This window comes from Micromonospora lutea (genome assembly GCF_016863535.1).
Lineage (GTDB): Bacteria > Actinomycetota > Actinomycetes > Mycobacteriales > Micromonosporaceae > Micromonospora > Micromonospora lutea.
This window is the reverse complement of the sequence record NZ_BOPB01000007.1, coordinates 79,316-96,556: the sequence shown is the minus strand read 5'-3', so window position 1 is coordinate 96,556 and position 17,241 is coordinate 79,316. Positions and strand designations below refer to the sequence as shown.

Genomic DNA, 17,241 nt, shown 5'->3' with positions numbered 1-17,241 from the left:
CCTCAGTCTGCCGCCAGCCGTGCCTCGAACAGCCCACGCACCCCCGGCTCGCCCCGCAACAGACCCAACGCCAACTCCGCGTGCCCCGGCACGTACCCGTTGCCGACCAGCATCGTCACGTCCGCAGCCAGACCCTCCGCACCCAGCGCCGCCGCCGCGAAGCTCGTCGCCATCGAGAAAAAGATCACCGTGCCGCCGTCCGCGGTCGCCAACACCGCACCGTGCTCACAGCCCGGCACATCCACACACACCACCGTCACGTCCGCCGGCACCGCCAGGGCCGACGTCACCGCCGTCGACAACGCCACCGGATCACGGGCGTCCGCCAACGCCACCACATCGGCCACCCCCGCCGCCACCAGCGCGTCACGCTCCGCGACCACCGGCACCACGCCGACCGTACGACCCGCGCCCGCCCGCCGCGCCGCCGCCAGCGACAACGAACCACTCTTACCCGCCCCGCCGACCACGGCCACCGTCACCGGTCGGGCATCCCCCTCGGCCGCCCGCTCAGCCACATACCGGGACACCACCCGCGACGTCAACGCCGGCGCACCACACACGTCCAGCACCGCCAGCGACAACTGCGGATCCAGATCCGCCGGCAGCACCGCCGCGACCGACCGGGCGAACAGAATCGCCCACCCCTCGCACGGCACCTGCTCACTACGACCGTCCCAGCCGGCCAACCCGTCGGTCACCACCAGCGGGGTCAACGTCAACGACACCAGGGTCGCCACCCGCTCGCCCGCCTTGAGCCCCAACGGCGACCGTCGACCGGCCTCCTCCACCGTGCCGATCAACATGCCGCCCGATCCCGTCACCGGGTTCTGCATCTTCCCCCGGGTGGAGATGATGTCGAGCACCTCGGCCCGGACAGCGTCACCGTCCCCGCCGTGTTTCTCGGACAACTGCCGGAAGCTCGCCGCGTCCAGGTTCAGCCGCTCCACCCGGATCCGCACCTCGTTCGGCGCGATCTCCGGACGTGTGTCCAGCCGCCAGGCAGCTTGCGGCAGCACGCCCGCGGGTTCCACGACGCGGTGCAGACCCACCGGTGACGTCACGTCGACCTCCCTGTCCCAGCCGCCTGAAGCCCCGCCCTCGACTCGCATGGCGGGAAAACTTACGGCAGAATAATTTCTCTACCGAAATTTTTCCAGTAGCCTTCGGGTTCGCTGATCACTTAGCCAGACCAAGGAGGGGCCGTGACCCAGACCCGACCGCCGGTGCAGACCATCCCGGCACCACCGCCCCCCACCCTCACCGGCCAGCCCTACGAGTACCGCCGCAACCCACTCGTCGAACCCGACTGGACCCGCTTCCCCGGCTGGCGCGACGTCACCCGCGACCAGTGGGAGAGCGCCCAGTGGCAACGAGTCAACTGCGTCAAGAACCTCAAGCAGCTCCACACCGTGCTCGGTGACACCGTCGACGACACCTTCTACGCCGACCTCGAAGCCGACCAGCGCGCTCTGGCCACCATGTCCATGCTGGTGCCCCCGCAAATGATCAACACCATGGTGCCGTACGCCCCACCGACCACCGACGCGCTGCTCGCCGACCCGATCCGGAGCTACATGATCCCGGTCGCCTCGGACCGACGCACCGACTGGCCGTCACACCCCTACGCCACCCGCGACTCACTGCACGAACACGACATGTGGGTCGCCGAGGGTCTGACCCACCGCTACCCCACCAAGGTCCTCGCCGAACTGCTCTCCACCTGCCCGCAGTACTGCGGGCACTGCACCCGTATGGACCTCGTCGGCAACTCCACCCCCACGGTCGACAAGCTCAAGCTCACCCTCAAACCCGTCGACCGGTACGACGCCCACATCACCTACCTCAAAGCACACCCCGGCGTCCGCGACGTCGTCGTCTCCGGCGGCGACGTGGCCAACGTGCCCTGGCGCAACCTCGAGTCGTACCTGATGCGCCTGCTGGAGATCGAAACCATCCGTGACATCCGGCTCGCCACCAAGGCCCTCATGGGCCTGCCCCAGCACTGGCTGCAACCCGACGTCGTCGAGGGCCTGGAGCGGGTCGCCCGCACCGCCGCCCGCCGCGGCGTCAACCTCGCCATCCACACCCACGTCAACCACGCCCAGTCACTCACCCCGCTGGTCGCCAGGGCCGCCCAGACCGCCCTCGACATCGGCGTACGCGACGTACGCAACCAGGGCGTGCTGATGCGCGGGGTCAACGCCACCAGCACCGACCTGCTCGACCTCTGCTTCGCGCTCCAGGGCGAAGCCGGCATCCTGCCCTACTACTTCTACATGTGCGACATGATCCCGAACGCCGAGCACTGGCGAGTCCCGGTCTGGCACGCCCAGCAGCTCCAGCACGACATCATGGGCTACCTCCCCGGATACGCCACCCCACGGATCGTCTGCGACGTGCCCTTCGTCGGGAAGCGCTGGGTGCACATGGTCACCGAGTACGACCGGGAACGCGGCATCTCCTACTGGACGAAGAACTACCGCACCTCCATCGAGTCCGCCGACCTGGAGGCGCTCAGCAAGCGCTACGCCTACTACGACCCGATCGACAGCCTTCCCCAGGCTGGTCAGCAGTGGTGGCGCGACCACCGCGACGACTGAGCCCAGCCCAGCTCACAGCCGGAACGGCACCTCCCACGCCGACCCGTACCCGCACCGCGAAGCGGGCCACCGGATCATTCCGGTGGCCCGCTTCCGTGCCGGACGATCACTTGGTGATGGCATCCTTCGCGTTGCGCCCAGCGTCCTTGACCTTCTCACCAGCCTGACGGGCCCGGGCACCACTCTGCTGGTTGGCGCCCTCGGCCCGCATGCGGTCGTTGTCGGTCATGTCGCCGATGCGCTCCTTGGCGGCGGCGCCCAGTTCCTCGACCTTGTTCTTCGCCTTGTCGGTGAAGCTCATGTCGCCTCCCCTGCCTGTCTCGGCGGTGCGAGCGGAGCGGATCGCCCCGCTCACTCTGGTGTCCCCCGGTCCGGTGGCCTGAAACGGCAGCTCAGCCGGTGGGCGCGCACATATCCGCTACGGCATCCTAGGACACTAGGGATATGGGTGAGAGCTGCGGCGTCATCCGACAACGGCGATGCCCGCCTGGTTGACTGGAGGCGTGGACCAGCGAACCCTCATCGCAGAAGCGGTCCGGACGCACCACGCCGGGCAGCGACACGGTGCGACGGCATGAGCGAGATCCTGCTCGTCCGGCACGGCGAAACCACCTGGAGCGCCAGCCGCCGACACACCTCGCACACCGATCTGCCGCTCACCCCCGACGGCGAGCGGCAGGCCCGCGCGCTCGGACCGGCTCTCGCCGGACGGCGGTTCGTCGCGGTGCTGACCAGCCCTCGGCTCCGGGCGCTGCGCACCGCGCAACTGGCCGGTCTGGCCGTCACCGGCACCGACGACGACCTCGCCGAGTGGCGCTACGGCGACTACGAGGGCCGCACCACCGCGGAGATCCAGAACGAACATCCCGGGTGGAGCGTCTGGACCGACGGCTGTCCGGGCGGCGAGTCGCCGAGTGAGATCGGCGAGCGCCTCGACCGACTGCTCGCCAAGCTGCACCCACTACTCGACCGGGGTCCCGTCGCACTGGTCGGACACGCGCACTCCCTACGCGTCCTGGGCGCCCGGTGGATCGGCCTGCCGCCGTCAGCCGGCGGGCTGTTCCGCCTGGACACCGCCACCCTCAGCCTGCTCGGTCACGAACACGGCCGGCGGGTGATCCTCCGCTGGAACCAACCACCTCCGGCACCGCCCGAGCAGAGCACGGCGGACTCGACGGCCCGCCACTGACCCCCGGCGCAGGATCAGCGGGGTGGCTGGCTCGTCGGCTCCCGCCCCACCTTCGGTGGCCGGTGCTCGTACGGCGTGGACAGCACCACGGTCGTACGGGTGGTGACGTTCGCCGCCGTTCTGATCTCCTGGAGCACCCGCTCCAGGTCGACCGGCCCGGCCACCCGGACCAGCAACAGATAGAAGTCCTCCCCCGCCACGGAGTAGCACGAGTCGATCTCCGGCAGGTGGGCCAGCCGTTCCGGTGCGTCGTCCGGCTGCGACGGATCGAACGGCCGGATCGCCACGAACGCGGTCAGGGGCAGGTCCAACGCCTCGAAGGAGACCCGCGCGGCATAGCCCTTGATCACCCCACGCTGCTCCAACCGACGCACCCGCTGATGCACTGCCGAAACCGACAGGCCGACCTTCTCCGCCAGATCCGTGTACGACAGCCGGCCGTCCGCGGTCAGCGCCACCACGATGGCGCGGTCGATCTCCTCCACGGCGTGCAACCTACCGGGTACGACCGGTCCACGCGACTGACAAACCCGCCCGCCGTCGCGTATTGCGGGCCGACGAACGCGTTCGGTCAGTCTTTCGCCAGTGCCCGAGAGATCACCAGTCGCTGAATCTGGTTGGTGCCCTCCACGATCTGCAACACCTTCGCCTCCCGCAGGTACCGCTCGACCGGATGGTCGGCGACGTATCCCGCGCCGCCCAGCACCTGCACCGCGTCGATGGTCACCCGCATCGCCACGTCCGTGGCGAACAACTTCGCCTTGGCCGCCTCGATCGAGTACGGCCGACCCGCGTCGCGCAGCCGAGCCGCGGCCAGGGTCAACGCCCGGGCGGCGGAGATCTGGGTGGCCAGATCGGCCAGGGTGAAGCCCAGCCCCTGGAAGTCGATGATCGACCGACCGAACTGCTCGCGTTCCCGGGCGTAGTCCACCGCGTAGTCCAGCGCCGCCTGGGCGAGCCCGACCGCGCAGGCAGCGATGCCCAACCGCCCGGAGTCCAGCGCCGACATGGCGATGCTGAAGCCCGCCCCCTCGCCACCGACGAGCCGGTCGGCCGGCACCCGGGCCTCGTCGAACACGACCTGCGCCACCGGCGACGAGCGCAACCCCATGGTGCGCTCGGCGGCCTGCGGGTGGATGCCCGGCGTGGCCCGGTCGGCCAGCAGACAGGAGATGCCGCGCGAGCCGGGGCCGCCGGTCCGGCAGAAAATGTTGTAGAAGTCGGCCACCTGCGCGTGCGTGATCCACGCCTTGGTGCCGGTGACGACGTAGCCGTCCCCGTCGCGCACCGCCCGGGTGGTCAGCGCCGCGGCGTCCGAACCACCCTGCGGCTCCGACAGGCAGTACGCCCCGAGCAGCTCCCCACCGATCATGTCGGGCAACAACTTGCGCTGTTGCTCGGAGCCGAACGTGGCGACCGGATGGCAGGACAGGGTGTGCACACTGACCGCCTCGGCGACCGCGAGCCAGCGGCTGGCCAGGATCTCCAACACCTGCAGGTAGACCTCGTACGGCTGGGCGGCACCGCCGTACTCCTCCGGGTACGGCAGGCCGAGCAGGCCCGCCCGGCCCAGCGTACGCAGCACCTCCCGGGGGAACTCGCCGCGCTGTTCGTACTCGACCGCCTTCGGCGCGAGTTCCCGGTCGGCCAGCTCGGTGGCCAACTCCAGCAGGTCGTGTGCCTCGTCGGTGGGGAGGATCCGGTCGACAGTCATGGTGTGTTGAGCTCCGCGGGAGTGGTGGTGAGTTGGGCTCCTCGTGGCCGTCCGGGCAGGTGCCGTGGCCCCACCTAGCTTAACGCTCGTTTGGGTCATCATGGGCCGACGGTGTCGACCCGCGCGGCGAAGAACCGGCGGCGAACCGGTCAGGAATCGAGAAGCCCCGGCTCCTCACGCGTCGTTAGCGTGGCACGAGGTCGTCGCGGCCAGGCAACCGCGACTCACTGGTCCAGGAGGTTCCGATGGGGTGGAACAACGTGATCCGGCAGCTTCACCGGTGGCTGGCGATCGTGTTCACGGTGGCGGTCCTCGTCACCGTCGTCGCGTTCACGCGGGAGGAGCCGGTCGAATGGGTGGCCTATCTGCCACTGCTGCCGCTGGCTCTGCTGATGTTCACCGGTCTCTACCTGTTCGTGCTGCCGTACGCCCGGCGACGCGGCCGGCGAGGTGCGGCCGGCGCGAGCTGACCGCGCCGGGTCAGCCCTGCAACCACAGACAGAACGGGTGGCCGTCCGGGTCCAGACAGACCCGGACGTCCTCCTGCGGTTGGAACTCGGCCAGCGTCGCGCCGCAGGCCAACGCGTGGTCCAGAGCGGCGCTCAGATCCGTCACGCCGATCTCCAGGTGCATCGACATCTGCTGCCGCCCGGTCTCGGCCGGCCAGGTCGGCCGCGCGTACGCCCGCTCCCGCTGGAAAGCCAGCCCGACCCCGCCGTCGGCGTTGCGCAGGATCACGTCGTCGTCCTGCTCGATCTCGGTCTCCCAGCCGAGCAGCCGGGCGTAGAAGCGGGCCAGCCCGACCGGGTCGGGCGTGTCCAGGTTGACCTGGGTCAGCGTCAGCCGGGTGGGAGTGCTCATCGCGTCCTCCTGATCGTGTCGCCCGTCGTCGAACGTCGGTGGGGTGTGCCAGGCTGTCGGGCGTGACTGCGCAGACCCCGATCATGCTCATCGACGCACCCAGTCTCTACTTCCGGGCGTTCCACGGCATCCCGGAATCCGCCGCGAAGACCGCCGACGGTCAGCCGGTCAACGCGGTGCGCGGGTTCCTCGACATGCTCGCCCACCTGGTACGCACCCGCCGCCCCGGGCGGATGGTGTGCGCGATGGACCACGACTGGCGGCCGGACTGGCGGGTCGCGTTGCTGCCGTCGTACAAGGCGCACCGGGTGGCCCCCGAGGGTGGCGAGGTGGTGCCGGACACCCTCACCCCGCAGGTGCCGATGATCCTGGACGTGCTCGACGCAGTGGGGATCACCGTCGTCGGCGCGACCGGCTACGAGGCCGACGACGTGCTGGGCACCCTCTCGGTAACCCAGCCCGGGCCGGTCGAGGTGGTATCCGGCGACCGGGACCTGTTCCAGCTGATCGACGACTCCCGGGGCGTGCGACTGCTCTACATCGGACGCGGTGTGGCCAAACTGGAGGACTGCGACGACGCCGCCGTACGGTCCCGCTACGGCGTGCCGGCCGACCGGTACGCCGAGTTCGCGGCGCTGCGGGGCGATCCGTCCGACGGGCTGCCCGGAGTGGCCGGCGTCGGCGAGAAGACCGCCGCCCGGCTGATCGACCGGTACGGCGACATCACCGGTATCCTCGCCGCCCTGGACGACCCCGCCGCCGGCTTCGCACCCGGGCTGCGCACCAAGCTCAACGCGGCACGGGACTACCTGGCGGTGGCGCCGAAGGTGGTCCGGGTCGCCCTGGACGTGCCGCTACCCCCGCTGCCCACTGAGCTGCCGGTGGCGCCGGCCGACCCGGAACGGCTGCTCGACCTGGCCGAGCGGTGGAACCTCGCGGGCTCCACCCGTCGCCTGGTCGATGCGCTCGCCACCCGCACCCCGACGAGCTGACCCGGTTCCCGGGCCAGCTCAGTTCCCGGGCCAGCTCAGACGATGAACCGGATCCGGCTGCGGCGGGCCAGCAGGTAGCCGAGGGCACCGGCGACGACCAGCAGCAGACCGACGCCGACGATCAGGCCGGTCGGGGCGCCGGTGATCGGCAGCGAACCGCCACCGCCGCCACCGCCGGTCAGCTTCACCTCGATCTTCGCGGTGTCGTTGGTCGGCTTCAGGTCGTTGACCGGGCCGTCGCCGTTGAAGGTGTGCAACCGGACCGTGCCGCCCTTGCCACCGGCCCGGTCGATCCGCAGGTCGAATTCGAAACTCACCCGCTCACCACGGCTGATCGTGCCGCGTGCGGCACACACGTACACCCGCGCGCCCGGTTTACCGGGCCGCCACTCGTCCTCCTGCTGGTCGACGCAGGCCTGTGGGGCGGTGACCGCGGTGACGTTGGCCGGAAGGGTCACGATGGTCTCGACGTTGAGCCCCTGCTGACCGTTGGGCCCGGCGCTCGCGGGGCCGTTGTTGAGGTAGCCGACCCGCATCGCCACGGTGTCGCCGACCGCCCCCGCGACGGTGGTCCCCTCCGCGGCCACGTCCCCCCGCTGGTCGCCGTCGACGGTCAGCGTGACCCGGGTTTCGTTGTCGAGGGTGTCGGTGTCGGTCTGCCCGAGCGCGCGGGCCTGCGTCCCTTCGACCGGCACCAGCGTCAGCGCCGCGTCGCTCCCCTTCGGACCGAGCGGCCCGGCCGAGGGCAACCGGGAACGGAACTCCTCCCAGTCAGCCGGGGTGAACCAGACCGCGTAGCTGTGGTGCAGGTTCGGCGCCCAACTGTCGGCCGGTACCGTCCCGCCGAACGTCGAGTCCACCCGCAGCGCCTCACCGGGCTCCAGCGAATCGTCGAACGTGCAGGCGAAGGCGCTGCTGTCGAGATCAAGATCGCTGTACTCGCAGTTCTCGTACCGCTTCGACGGGGTGAACCCGTAGGATCCGGAGAGGTACAGCACCATCCCGTGCGCGGTCTTCGTGCCCCGGTTCAGCACCGTCAGCGGTACGTCGACCCGGGCGCCCAGGCTGCTGTCGAGGGTCATCGTCCGCTCGGTGGCGAGGTCGACCCCCTCGCCCACGGTGACCCTGGACCGGTACGGCCCGGTGGTCCCGTCCGGTGCGGTGACGGTGAACAGCAACTCCCCCTGCTGGCCGGGCTGCGCGTCCCCGGCCGCCCGCACCGCCAGGCTGAGCAGTTCCGAACCCCAGTCGCCGTCGATCGTCACCGCGCAGGTGAGGACCGCGCCCGACGTCGTGCAGACGTCCGGACCGTCACCCTGGTCGATGTCGGCGAACGCCATGACGGCGCTGCGGTCCACCCGCACCGTGTAGGTGCCCACCTGCTGATCACCCAGCATGCTGAGCGAGACCCACTTCTGCGGGCCGTCGACGGCGACGATGACGTCGTTGACGCGTACCGCTGCGGTTGCGGACGGCTCGGCGGCGGCCGGCGCACCGGCGGTCACCGTGACGAGCATGCCGACGACGGCCACGCCGGCAAGCCACCGACGAACAACATGAGTCTGCATGGTGAGTCCCTCAGGAACGGTGATACCGCGGGAGCTGAGCCGGGTAAGACTCTCACGGATGCCACCGTCGCCGGAAGCAGGTGGTTCGCCGTCGGCCCGGCGCGCCGCCGCCTGAGGTCACCCGGCGGTTTCCGCCCGGCGTGACCCGGCCTCGGACGGCACCAGCTGTCGCCGCCGACAGGTGGCTCGTTGCGGCGGTGGCGCTCCGAGGTCCGTCATAAGCGGAGGTGGGCCCTGTCGAGCTGAGAGCATCAACGGATCGCGGTGAGCGACCCGTTGATGTGATGCTCCGCCCGCCGACCGGACCCGCTGACCGGACCCGGCTGGACACCACCGCGGTGTTCGGGCGTACCGACCGCGATCGGCTCGTCCTCACCCGCCCGGTGGACCCTCCGCGACCACCACCCCACGGCGCCCTCAGGCGACCTCGCGCAGGTAGCCGTCGATGGCGGCGGCCAGGATCTGCTCGCCGGGGCGGGCCCAGACGTCGGCGTTGAAGACCTCCACCTCGATCGGGCCGGTGTAGCCCGCCGCGTCCACCGCCTCGCGCAGCCGGCGCAACTCGATGCAGCCGTCACCGGGCAGCGCCCGGCCGAGCAGCACCCCCTCCGGCAGCGGGGTGACCCAGTCGCAGACCTGGAAGGCGGCGACCCGCTCCCCCGCCCGGGTGATCTGGTCGTGGACGGTGTCGTCCCACCACACGTGGTATGCGTCCACCACCACGCCGACCACCCTCGGGTCGAACCGTTCGGCGATGTCGAGCGCCTGACCGAGGGTGGCGATGACGCACCGGTCGGCGGCGAACATCGGGTGTAACGGTTCGATGGCCAGCGTCACCCCGGCGGCGTCGGCGTGCGGGGCGAGTTCGGCGATCGCGTCGGCGACCCGGGCCCGGGCGCCGTCGATGTCCCGGCTTCCGGCCGGCAGGCCACCGGAGACCAGGACCAGAACCGGGGCACCGAGGGCGACCGCCTCGTCGATGGCGCGCAGGTTCTGCTCCCGCCAGTCGTCGGCGGTGAAGAACCCGCCCCGGCACAGGGTGGTGACCGTCAGCCCGGCGTCCCGGACCAGCTTCGCGGCGCGGCCGAGGCCGTACTGCGCGACCGGTTCCCGCCACAGGCCGATACCGGGTACGCCGGCAGCGACGCAACCGGCGACCGCGTCGGGCAGCGGCCAGTGCTGGGCGGTGGCCTGGTTGAACGAGAACCGGCGCAGCGCCGCCCGGTCCCCGGTCACTGGGCCACCCCGGCGACGGTGAAGAAGGCACGGGCCCGGGCGGCGGCCAGTTCGGCGTCGGGCAGCAGGCCGGCGGTGTCGGCGAGGGTGAGCAGGGTGCCGAGGTGCTCCGGCGAGCGGCCGGACTGCAACCCGCCGACCATCGTGAAGTGGTCCTGGTGCCCGGCCAGCCAGGCGAGAAAGACGATGCCGGTCTTGTAGTACCAGGTCGGTGCGGCGAACAGGTGCCGGGCCAACGGCACGGTCGGGGCCAGAATCTCGTCGTACGCGGCCAGGTCACCACGGTCGAGGGCGGCCAACGCCGCCGACGCGGCGGGTGCGATGGCGGCGAAGACCCCGAGCAGGGCGTCGGAGTGGCCGGCCTCGTCGCCTCGGATGAGTTCCGGGTAGTGGAAGTCGTCGCCGGTGTAGAGGCGTACCCCCGCCGGCAGCCGGCGACGCAACGCCACCTCGCGCCCCGCGTCGAGCAGTGACACCTTGATGCCGTCCACCCGGGGTGCGTGGGTCTTCAGCAACTCGACCACGGTGTCGGCGGCCAGGTCCAGGTCGGTGCTGCCCCAGTAACCGGACAGCGCCGGGTCGAACATCGGGCCGAGCCAGTGCAGCAGCACCGGCCGGTCGGCGGCGCGCAGCAGTTCGTCGTACACCCGCAGGTAGTCCTCGGGGCCGCGGGCGACGGCGGCCAGGTGCCGGCTGCACATCAGCACCGGCACCGCCCCGGCGGCCTGCACGTCGTCGAGCTGCTCACGGTAGGCGGCGGTGACCTCGGTGAGCGTCGCCTGGCCGGGCGGCAGCTGGTCGGTGGCGACCCCGGCCGCGATCCGGCTGTCGGCCGCCCGGGCCTCCGCCGCGCTGCGGCGGATCAGTTCCCGGGTGGCCGGGTAGTCCAGGCCCATGCCGCGCTGCGCGGTGTCCATCGCCTCGGCCACCCCCAGGCCGTACGACCAGAGGTGCCGGCGGAAGGCGAGGGTACGGTCCCAGTCCAGCACCGCCGGGGTACCCGGGGTGTTGTCGGCGGCCGGATCGGCCACCACGTGCGCGGCGGCGTACGCGATGCGGCAGTTCGGCGGGCCGGCGGGGCGGGGATGCCCGGTGCCGCCGGAGAGTCGCAGGCGTCGGCCGCTGGGCAGGGTCACCTCGGTGCCGCTCACAGGGCCAGCTCCGGCACCTCGACGCGGCGCCCCTCGCGGGCCGACAGCAGGCCCAGCTCGGCCAACTGCACGCCTCGGGCACCAGCCAGGAAGTCCCACGGGAACGGCTCGCCGGTGGCGACGTGCCGCAGGAACGCCTCCCACTGCACCTTGAAGCCGTTGTCGAAGTCATCGTTGTCCGGCACCTCCGTCCACTGCGAACGGAAGTCCTCGGTGGCCGGCAGGTCCGGGTTCCAGACCGGCTTGGGGGTGACCGCCCGGTGCTGCACCCGGCAGCGCCGCAGCCCGGCCACGGCGCTGCCCTCGGTGCCGTCGACCTGGAACTCGACCAGTTCGTCGCGGTACACCCGCACGCACCAGGACGAGTTGAGCTGCGCGATCACGCCGCCCTCCAGCTCGAAGACGCCGTAGGCGGCGTCGTCGGCGGTGGCCTCGTAGGGCCGGCCGGCCTCGTCCACCCGGCGTGGGATGTGCGTGGCCACGGTCGCGGTGACCGCGCGTACCTCGCCGAACAGTTCCGCCAGCACGTAGTGCCAGTGCGGGAACATGTCCACCACGATGCCGCCGCCGTCGGCGGCCCGGTAGTTCCAGGACGGCCGTTGTGCCGGCTGCCAGTCGCCTTCGAAGACCCAGTAGCCGAACTCGCCCCGCACCGACAGCACCTGGCCGAAGAAGCCACCGTCGAGCAGGCGCTTGAGCTTGCGCAGCCCGGGCAGGAAGAGCTTGTCCTGCACCACACCGGTGCGTACGCCGGCGACCCGGGCGGCGCGGGCCAGGTCCAGGGCGGCGGCGGTGTCCTCGGCGAGGGGCTTCTCGGTGTAGATGTGCTTGCCGACCTCGATGGCCTGCCGGATGGCCTTCTCCCGCTGCTGGGTGACCTGCGCGTCGAAGTAGACCTGGACGTCGTCGCGGGCGAGCGCGGCGGTCAGGTCCGTGGTCCAGTCGTCCAGGCCGTGCCGTTCGGCGATCTGACGCAGCTTGGTCTCGCTGCGGCCGACGAGGACGAGTTCCGGCCAGAGCGTGGTGCCGTCGGCCAGTGGCACGCCACCGGAGGAGCGGATGGCCAGCAGGGAGCGCACCAGATGCTGTCGGTATCCCATCCGACCGGTGACGCCGTTCACGATGATGCCGATCGACCTGCGGGTCATGGAGGTCCTTCCGTCGTACGCGCCGAAACGATCAGGTAAGCGCTTTCCTGCCAGATTAGGCGGTGCCGTAGGCGCCAGGCAAGGGCTTGCCTGGCGGCGGAACTTTCGGCCGTCTCGACCGTGGCCCCGCACACCGGCACCAGCTGCGAGGCCTCGACCTGCGGGCGTTGACCTGCGTTTACCGGGCAACAGCGAAGGGCCCTCACTGCGGTACGGTGTCGCTGGTCGCCACGACAGCGGCCGACGCGACGCGAGGGGGCGGGTGTGGCGACGCTGTCCGATGTGGCCCGGCGGGCCGGTGTCTCACCCGCCACCGCCTCCCGTGTGATCAACGGCAGCAGCAAGCCGGTCACCGAGGAGTTGCGCGAGCGGGTGCTACGGGCCGTCGCCGAATTGCAGTACGTACCCAACGCCCACGCCCAACTGCTGGCCCGCTCCCACCGGGGCGCCGTCGGGGTGATCGTGCACGACGTCTCCGACCCGTACTTCTCGGAGATCACCCGGGGTCTGCAACGGGTCGCCACCGACCAGGGCCGGCTGTTGATGATCTGCAACAGCTACCGCGACCCGGAACGCGAACTGGAGTACGTCGAGCTGCTGCGGGGCCAACAGGTAGCCGCCATCGTCCTGGCCGGCTCCGGTTACCACGACGCCGACTTCACCCGGCTGCTCAACGGCAAGCTCGCCGCGTACGAGGCCACCGGTGGCCGGGTCGCGGTGATCGGCCGCCACGAGCACTCCGGCGACGCGGTGATGCCGGACAACCGGGGCGGTGGCGAACTCCTCGGTCAGGAGCTGTGCCGCCTCGGCCACGAACACATCGGCGTGGTGGCCGGGCCTCGGGTGTTGACCACCACGACCGACCGACTCACCGGGCTCCGCGCGGCGCTCGCCGAACACGGCCGGGAGCTGCCGGAACACCGCATCCGGTACGCCGACTTCGACCGCGACGGCGGCGCTGAGGCCACCGCCGCACTGCTCGACGCGGAGCCCGGACTGACCGCGATCGCGGCGCTCAACGACTCGATGGCCATCGGCGCGCTGGCGCTGCTGCGCGCCCGCGCGGTGCCGGTGCCCCAGCAGGTCAGCGTCTTCGGCTTCGACGACATGCCGATGGCCCGCGACGTCACCCCGGCGCTGACCACGATCCGGCTGCCGCTTGTCGAGATGGGCGCCCGGGCGATGGCCCTGGCCCTCGACCCGGGAGCCGCCAGCCCTCGGGTCGAATCGCTCGCCGCCGACCTGATCCGCCGGGACAGCTCCGGACCCGCGCCGAGGTGACGCACCTGCCGGTTCGCCGGCGGTGAAGCGCCGTCGCGGCTCCCCCGGAGATCGATGTCGGCGGTCCTCAGCCGGTCATGTGCTGGCGGGGGCAGTGTCGGCGTTGGTGGTGGACGTCAACGGCTTGGGCGGGTGCCGGATCAGGGTGACGCTGTACGCCACGATCCACACCAGCCAGAGCAGCCAGCCGACGAGGCCGAGCAGGGCAAGCGGGTTGACGTCGCCGACGCCGTACGGGCTGGTCGTCGCGGTGAGGAACAGCAGGGTGGCGGCGAGGAAGCCGGTGATGGCGTGCCAGCGGGCGATGACCTTGTTACGGATGCCGGACATCGAGAAGCCGACGAGTGCCGTCGCCAGAAATACCTGGTTGAAGCCGAACAGAGCGGTGTGCAGACCCCACAGGCCGGCAACGTCACCCGAGCCGTTCTCGGCGGCGGAGGTCAGGGCCAGGCGGGTGGCCTCGACGCTCGTGAACACCACCGACTGCATGAGTACGCCGGCGAGACCGACAAGGGACCACGGGTCGGCACGGCCCCGCTCGAAGCGTCCGAGGCAGGCGCAGACCCCGACGGCGAAGACTGTGGCCAGCAACCAGGCCGCCGGTAGGAGCGCCGAGGCCAGTCGCAGGGATCCGGACCCGGTGGCGAAGACCTCGGCGATCTCCTCGACGGATGCGTGTTCGGACGGGGTAGGGAAACCTGCCGCCGTCAGGAGGAGGTTCGCCGCGACCAGGATCGCGACGAACCCGATGCCGGCGATGCCGGCAAGGCGAGGAAAGCGCATGTGTCACCCCCCAGCTCGCATAGTGCCCCAATCTGCGGTGGGTCGGTGCTGACCGGGCTCGTCTACCGTCGTCGAAAACGTTATCGTGGATGATCATCGTAAGGAGCCCCATGCCTCGCGCGCACCTCACCATCAACCCGGCCTTCACCATCGGACCGGTCCGTCGCCGGCTGTTCGGCGGTTTCGTCGAACACCTCGGTCGTCACATCTACGACGGCATCCACGAGCCGGGGCATCCGAGCGCCGGACCGGACGGGTTCCGGCGGGACGTGGTCGAGCTGGTCAAGGAGCTCGGGGTCAGCACGATTCGGTACCCGGGCGGCAACTTCGTCTCCGGCTACAACTGGGAGGACGGCGTCGGCCCGGTGGCGGAGCGTCCGCGCCGGCTCGATCTCGCCTGGCACTCCACCGAGACCAACCAGGTCGGCCTGCACGAGTTTCAGAGCTGGCTGGACCTGGTCGGCAGTGAGCTGATGCTGGCGGTCAACCTCGGCACCCGGGGCCCGAAGGAGGCCGTCGAGCTGCTGGAGTACGCCAACCTGCCGGCCGGCACCGCCCGCGCCGCCCAGCGGGCCGCCAACGGCCGCAAGGACCCGTTCGGCGTCGCCATGTGGTGCCTCGGCAACGAGATGGACGGGCCCTGGCAGCTCGGCCACCGCGACGCCGAGGACTACGGCAAGCTCGCGGCGATGACGGCGAAGGCGATGCGACAGGTGGACCGGGATCTGGAGCTGGTCGCCTGCGGCTCGTCCGGACGGGGCATGCCGACCTTCGGCGAGTGGGAACGCGTCGTGCTGACCCACGCGTACGACGACGTCGACTACATCTCCTGCCACGCCTACTACCAGGAGCACGACGGGGATCTCGCGAGCTTCCTCGCCTCCGGCGTCGACATGGACTCCTACATCGAGTCGGTGGTCGCCACCGTCGACCACGTCCGCACGGTCAAACGGTCGTCCAAGCGGGTGAACCTCTCGTTCGACGAGTGGAACATCTGGTACATGAGCCGCTGGCAGGAACAGGCGCGGCAGTTCACCATCGACGAGTGGCCGGTGGCCCCGCGTCTGCTGGAGGACCGGTACACCGTCGCGGACGCCGTGGTTCTCGGCGGTCTGCTGATCAGTCTGCTCAACCATGCCGACCGGGTCACCTCGGCGAACCTCGCGCAGCTCGTCAACGTGATCGCGCCGATCATGACGGAGCCCGGTGGGCCGGCCTGGCGGCAGACCACCTTCTTCCCGTTCTCGGTGACCTCGCACGCCGCCCGGGGCGACGCGCTGCGGGTCCTGGCCGACACCGACGAGACGACCACCGCGACCTTCGGCTCGGTGCCGGTGGTGGCCGCAGCCGCGACCAGCGAGGGATCCGAGATGTCGATCTTCCTGCAGAATCGGCACCTCACCGAGGCGACGAAGGTGACAATCGACCTCCGCGCGTGCCAGCCGACCGGGGAGGTCTCGGCCCGGGGGATCTGGGACACCGACGTACGCGCGGCCAACGACCTGCGCGACCCGCAACGGGTGGGGCTACGGACCAACGACACCGCGCGACTCTCCGACGGTCTGCTCACCGTGGAGCTGCCGCCGGTGTCGTGGACCGCGCTGACGGTCGCCCGAGCCGCCGGTCCCCACCAGGACTGACCGGATGGCGCCGGTCAGTCCGACTCAACGGATCCTCTCCCCCGACGACGTGGTCGATCTTGTACGGTCGTCCTTCGGTCCGGATCCGCGGGTGGTCGACTGTGGGCCGCTGTCCGGTGGGGGCTTCGCGGCGGTGTGGTGGGCCCGCCTCGATGGTGACCGGGATGTCGTGCTGAAGGTCGCCCCGCCACCCACCGCTCGGCTGCTGCGCTACGAGACCGACCTGCTCGCCGCCGAGGCCCGCTACTTCCGGCTGGTCGCCAAGCGGGCACCGCAGGTGCCGGTGCCGCCGGTGCTGCACCACGGCCGGGACCGGCGGCTCGGTGAATGGCTGGTCACCGGGCGGCTGCCTGGCCGAGCACTGCCCGACCTGGACGGTGACGACGAGCCGGTCCGTGCCGACCTGGGCGCGGCGACGGCCAGCCTGCACCGGATCACCGGCGACCGGTTCGGCTACGACGCGGGCCGGACCGGCGGACCGACCTGGTCGGCCACCTTCACGGCGATCATCGACGACTTGCTCGCCGACGCCGCCGACTGGGACGTGGCGCTGCCCGTGCCGCCGGAGCGGTTCCGCGCGCTGGTGGCCCGCCACGACGCGCTGCTCGACACGGTACGCCGGCCGGCGCTGCTGCACTTCGACTGCTGGGACGGCAACGTGCTCGCCGCCCCAGCGGCCGACGGTGCGTACCGGATGTGTGGGCTGGTCGACGGCGAGCGGTTCCTCTACGGCGATCCGCTGCTCGATCTGGTCTCTCCGCTGCTGTTCCGCCGTGCCGAGGACGAACCGACGCATCCCTTCCTGCGCGGGTACGCCGAGGCCACCGGCGTGCCGCTGGTCTTCGACGACGGGGTCCGCCGCCGGCTCGCGCTGTACCGGATGCACCTGCACCTGCTGATGACCGTGGAGATGCCCAGCCGGGGCATCACGCCGGACAACGACCCCGGCCGACACGCCCTGCTGGCCGAGCTGCTGGTGCGGGACCTCGCCGATCTGGCCTGACCGGGCCAACCGGCCCGCCGGTGCCCTGGCCGGGGCCGGGCAGGCTTTCCTTGCGGTGACCGCCGGCCGGTC

Annotated in this window: 17 protein-coding genes; 7 read left to right on the top strand and 10 right to left on the bottom strand. The window is 71.0% G+C overall.

From position 1 onward, the window contains the following. Positions 1-2: 2 nt before the first annotated feature. Complete coding sequence (kdd, locus tag Vlu01_RS07215) at positions 3-1,112, bottom strand: L-erythro-3,5-diaminohexanoate dehydrogenase (protein ID WP_203995698.1); 1,110 nt, start codon at positions 1,110-1,112, stop codon at positions 3-5. A gap of 93 nt (positions 1,113-1,205) precedes the next feature. Here kdd and Vlu01_RS07210 point away from each other — a divergent pair, with 93 nt between their 5' ends. Next, positions 1,206-2,603, top strand: a complete 1,398-nt coding sequence (locus tag Vlu01_RS07210) for a KamA family radical SAM protein (RefSeq protein WP_203995696.1) — start codon at positions 1,206-1,208, stop codon at positions 2,601-2,603. 106 nt (positions 2,604-2,709) lie between these two features. Here the strand turns inward: Vlu01_RS07210 and Vlu01_RS07205 are convergent, their stop codons facing one another. Beyond that, positions 2,710-2,904, bottom strand: a complete 195-nt coding sequence (locus tag Vlu01_RS07205; protein ID WP_203995694.1) for a CsbD family protein — start codon at positions 2,902-2,904, stop codon at positions 2,710-2,712. A gap of 273 nt (positions 2,905-3,177) precedes the next feature. On the opposite strand from Vlu01_RS07205, the gene Vlu01_RS07200 reads away from it, so the two are divergent. Beyond that, the gene (locus Vlu01_RS07200) at positions 3,178-3,792 is read left to right on the top strand and encodes a histidine phosphatase family protein (RefSeq protein ID WP_203995692.1); all 615 of its coding nucleotides are present in this window, start codon (positions 3,178-3,180) and stop codon (positions 3,790-3,792) included. A gap of 14 nt (positions 3,793-3,806) precedes the next feature. Here the strand turns inward: Vlu01_RS07200 and Vlu01_RS07195 are convergent, their stop codons facing one another. Together Vlu01_RS07195 and Vlu01_RS07190 are read right to left on the bottom strand one after the other, a co-directional pair. Next, a complete protein-coding gene (locus Vlu01_RS07195) occupies positions 3,807-4,277 on the bottom strand; it encodes an Lrp/AsnC family transcriptional regulator (RefSeq protein ID WP_203995690.1) in 471 nt (156 codons plus the stop codon). Between the two features lie 86 nt (positions 4,278-4,363). Then, positions 4,364-5,506 (bottom strand): acyl-CoA dehydrogenase family protein, encoded by a 1,143-nt coding sequence (locus Vlu01_RS07190; RefSeq protein WP_203995688.1) that lies wholly within the window; start codon positions 5,504-5,506, stop codon positions 4,364-4,366. 245 nt (positions 5,507-5,751) lie between these two features. On the opposite strand from Vlu01_RS07190, the gene Vlu01_RS07185 reads away from it, so the two are divergent. Then, entirely contained in the window at positions 5,752-5,976 is a 225-nt protein-coding gene (locus Vlu01_RS07185) for a hypothetical protein (protein WP_203995683.1), read from the top strand. A gap of 10 nt (positions 5,977-5,986) precedes the next feature. Here the strand turns inward: Vlu01_RS07185 and Vlu01_RS07180 are convergent, their stop codons facing one another. Beyond that, on the bottom strand, positions 5,987-6,367 hold the full coding sequence (locus Vlu01_RS07180) for a VOC family protein (RefSeq protein WP_203995682.1): 381 nt from the start codon (positions 6,365-6,367) through the stop codon (positions 5,987-5,989). 83 nt (positions 6,368-6,450) lie between these two features. Between Vlu01_RS07180 and Vlu01_RS07175 the strand changes: the two genes are divergently transcribed. After that, the gene (locus tag Vlu01_RS07175; protein WP_203996002.1) at positions 6,451-7,359 is read left to right on the top strand and encodes a 5'-3' exonuclease; all 909 of its coding nucleotides are present in this window, start codon (positions 6,451-6,453) and stop codon (positions 7,357-7,359) included. A 35-nt stretch (positions 7,360-7,394) separates the two neighbouring features. Here Vlu01_RS07175 and Vlu01_RS07170 read toward each other — a convergent pair whose 3' ends face one another. The 4 genes from Vlu01_RS07170 to Vlu01_RS07155 form a co-directional block, all read right to left on the bottom strand. Further along, on the bottom strand, positions 7,395-8,927 hold the full coding sequence (locus Vlu01_RS07170; protein WP_203995680.1) for a COG1361 family protein: 1,533 nt from the start codon (positions 8,925-8,927) through the stop codon (positions 7,395-7,397). 417 nt (positions 8,928-9,344) lie between these two features. After that, positions 9,345-10,163: a sugar phosphate isomerase/epimerase family protein gene (locus tag Vlu01_RS07165; protein ID WP_203995679.1), complete on the bottom strand. Its 819-nt coding sequence runs from the start codon at positions 10,161-10,163 to the stop codon at positions 9,345-9,347. Continuing rightward, a complete protein-coding gene (locus Vlu01_RS07160) occupies positions 10,160-11,314 on the bottom strand; it encodes a dihydrodipicolinate synthase family protein (RefSeq protein WP_203995678.1) in 1,155 nt (384 codons plus the stop codon). Before Vlu01_RS07160 ends, Vlu01_RS07165 begins: the two co-directional genes overlap by 4 nt. After that, positions 11,311-12,462 carry a Gfo/Idh/MocA family protein gene (locus Vlu01_RS07155; RefSeq protein WP_203995677.1) on the bottom strand — a complete coding sequence of 384 codons (1,152 nt, stop codon included), beginning with the start codon at positions 12,460-12,462 and terminating at the stop codon, positions 11,311-11,313. The genes Vlu01_RS07160 and Vlu01_RS07155 overlap by 4 nt, the downstream gene beginning before the upstream one ends. A 264-nt stretch (positions 12,463-12,726) precedes the next feature. On the opposite strand from Vlu01_RS07155, the gene Vlu01_RS07150 reads away from it, so the two are divergent. Continuing rightward, positions 12,727-13,743, top strand: coding sequence for a LacI family DNA-binding transcriptional regulator (locus tag Vlu01_RS07150; protein WP_203995676.1), 1,017 nt, complete (start codon positions 12,727-12,729; stop codon positions 13,741-13,743). A 75-nt stretch (positions 13,744-13,818) separates the two neighbouring features. Here Vlu01_RS07150 and Vlu01_RS07145 read toward each other — a convergent pair whose 3' ends face one another. Continuing rightward, positions 13,819-14,526, bottom strand: a complete 708-nt coding sequence (locus Vlu01_RS07145) for a hypothetical protein (protein WP_203995675.1) — start codon at positions 14,524-14,526, stop codon at positions 13,819-13,821. 110 nt (positions 14,527-14,636) lie between these two features. Here Vlu01_RS07145 and arfA point away from each other — a divergent pair, with 110 nt between their 5' ends. Together arfA and Vlu01_RS07135 are read left to right on the top strand one after the other, a co-directional pair. After that, positions 14,637-16,166 (top strand): arabinosylfuranosidase ArfA, encoded by a 1,530-nt coding sequence (gene arfA, locus Vlu01_RS07140; RefSeq protein ID WP_203995674.1) that lies wholly within the window; start codon positions 14,637-14,639, stop codon positions 16,164-16,166. Between the two features lie 4 nt (positions 16,167-16,170). Next, positions 16,171-17,169 carry a phosphotransferase family protein gene (locus Vlu01_RS07135; RefSeq protein WP_203995672.1) on the top strand — a complete coding sequence of 333 codons (999 nt, stop codon included), beginning with the start codon at positions 16,171-16,173 and terminating at the stop codon, positions 17,167-17,169. Positions 17,170-17,241: the final 72 nt, after the last annotated feature.

What these genes read in the sequence shown, in the direction of transcription:
- kdd (WP_203995698.1), bottom strand. Translation starts at nt 1,112, where the DNA reads ATGCGAGTCGAGGGCGGGGCTTCAGGCGGCTGGGACAGGGAGGTCGAC.
- Vlu01_RS07205 (WP_203995694.1), bottom strand. Translation starts at nt 2,904, where the DNA reads ATGAGCTTCACCGACAAGGCGAAGAACAAGGTCGAGGAACTGGGCGCC.
- Vlu01_RS07200 (WP_203995692.1), top strand. Translation starts at nt 3,178, where the DNA reads ATGAGCGAGATCCTGCTCGTCCGGCACGGCGAAACCACCTGGAGCGCC.
- Vlu01_RS07190 (WP_203995688.1), bottom strand. Translation starts at nt 5,506, where the DNA reads ATGACTGTCGACCGGATCCTCCCCACCGACGAGGCACACGACCTGCTG.
- Vlu01_RS07185 (WP_203995683.1), top strand. Translation starts at nt 5,752, where the DNA reads ATGGGGTGGAACAACGTGATCCGGCAGCTTCACCGGTGGCTGGCGATC.
- Vlu01_RS07180 (WP_203995682.1), bottom strand. Translation starts at nt 6,367, where the DNA reads ATGAGCACTCCCACCCGGCTGACGCTGACCCAGGTCAACCTGGACACG.
- Vlu01_RS07175 (WP_203996002.1), top strand. Translation starts at nt 6,451, where the DNA reads ATGCTCATCGACGCACCCAGTCTCTACTTCCGGGCGTTCCACGGCATC.
- Vlu01_RS07170 (WP_203995680.1), bottom strand. Translation starts at nt 8,927, where the DNA reads ATGCAGACTCATGTTGTTCGTCGGTGGCTTGCCGGCGTGGCCGTCGTC.
- Vlu01_RS07155 (WP_203995677.1), bottom strand. Translation starts at nt 12,462, where the DNA reads ATGACCCGCAGGTCGATCGGCATCATCGTGAACGGCGTCACCGGTCGG.
- Vlu01_RS07145 (WP_203995675.1), bottom strand. Translation starts at nt 14,526, where the DNA reads ATGCGCTTTCCTCGCCTTGCCGGCATCGCCGGCATCGGGTTCGTCGCG.
- arfA (WP_203995674.1), top strand. Translation starts at nt 14,637, where the DNA reads ATGCCTCGCGCGCACCTCACCATCAACCCGGCCTTCACCATCGGACCG.
- Vlu01_RS07135 (WP_203995672.1), top strand. Translation starts at nt 16,171, where the DNA reads ATGGCGCCGGTCAGTCCGACTCAACGGATCCTCTCCCCCGACGACGTG.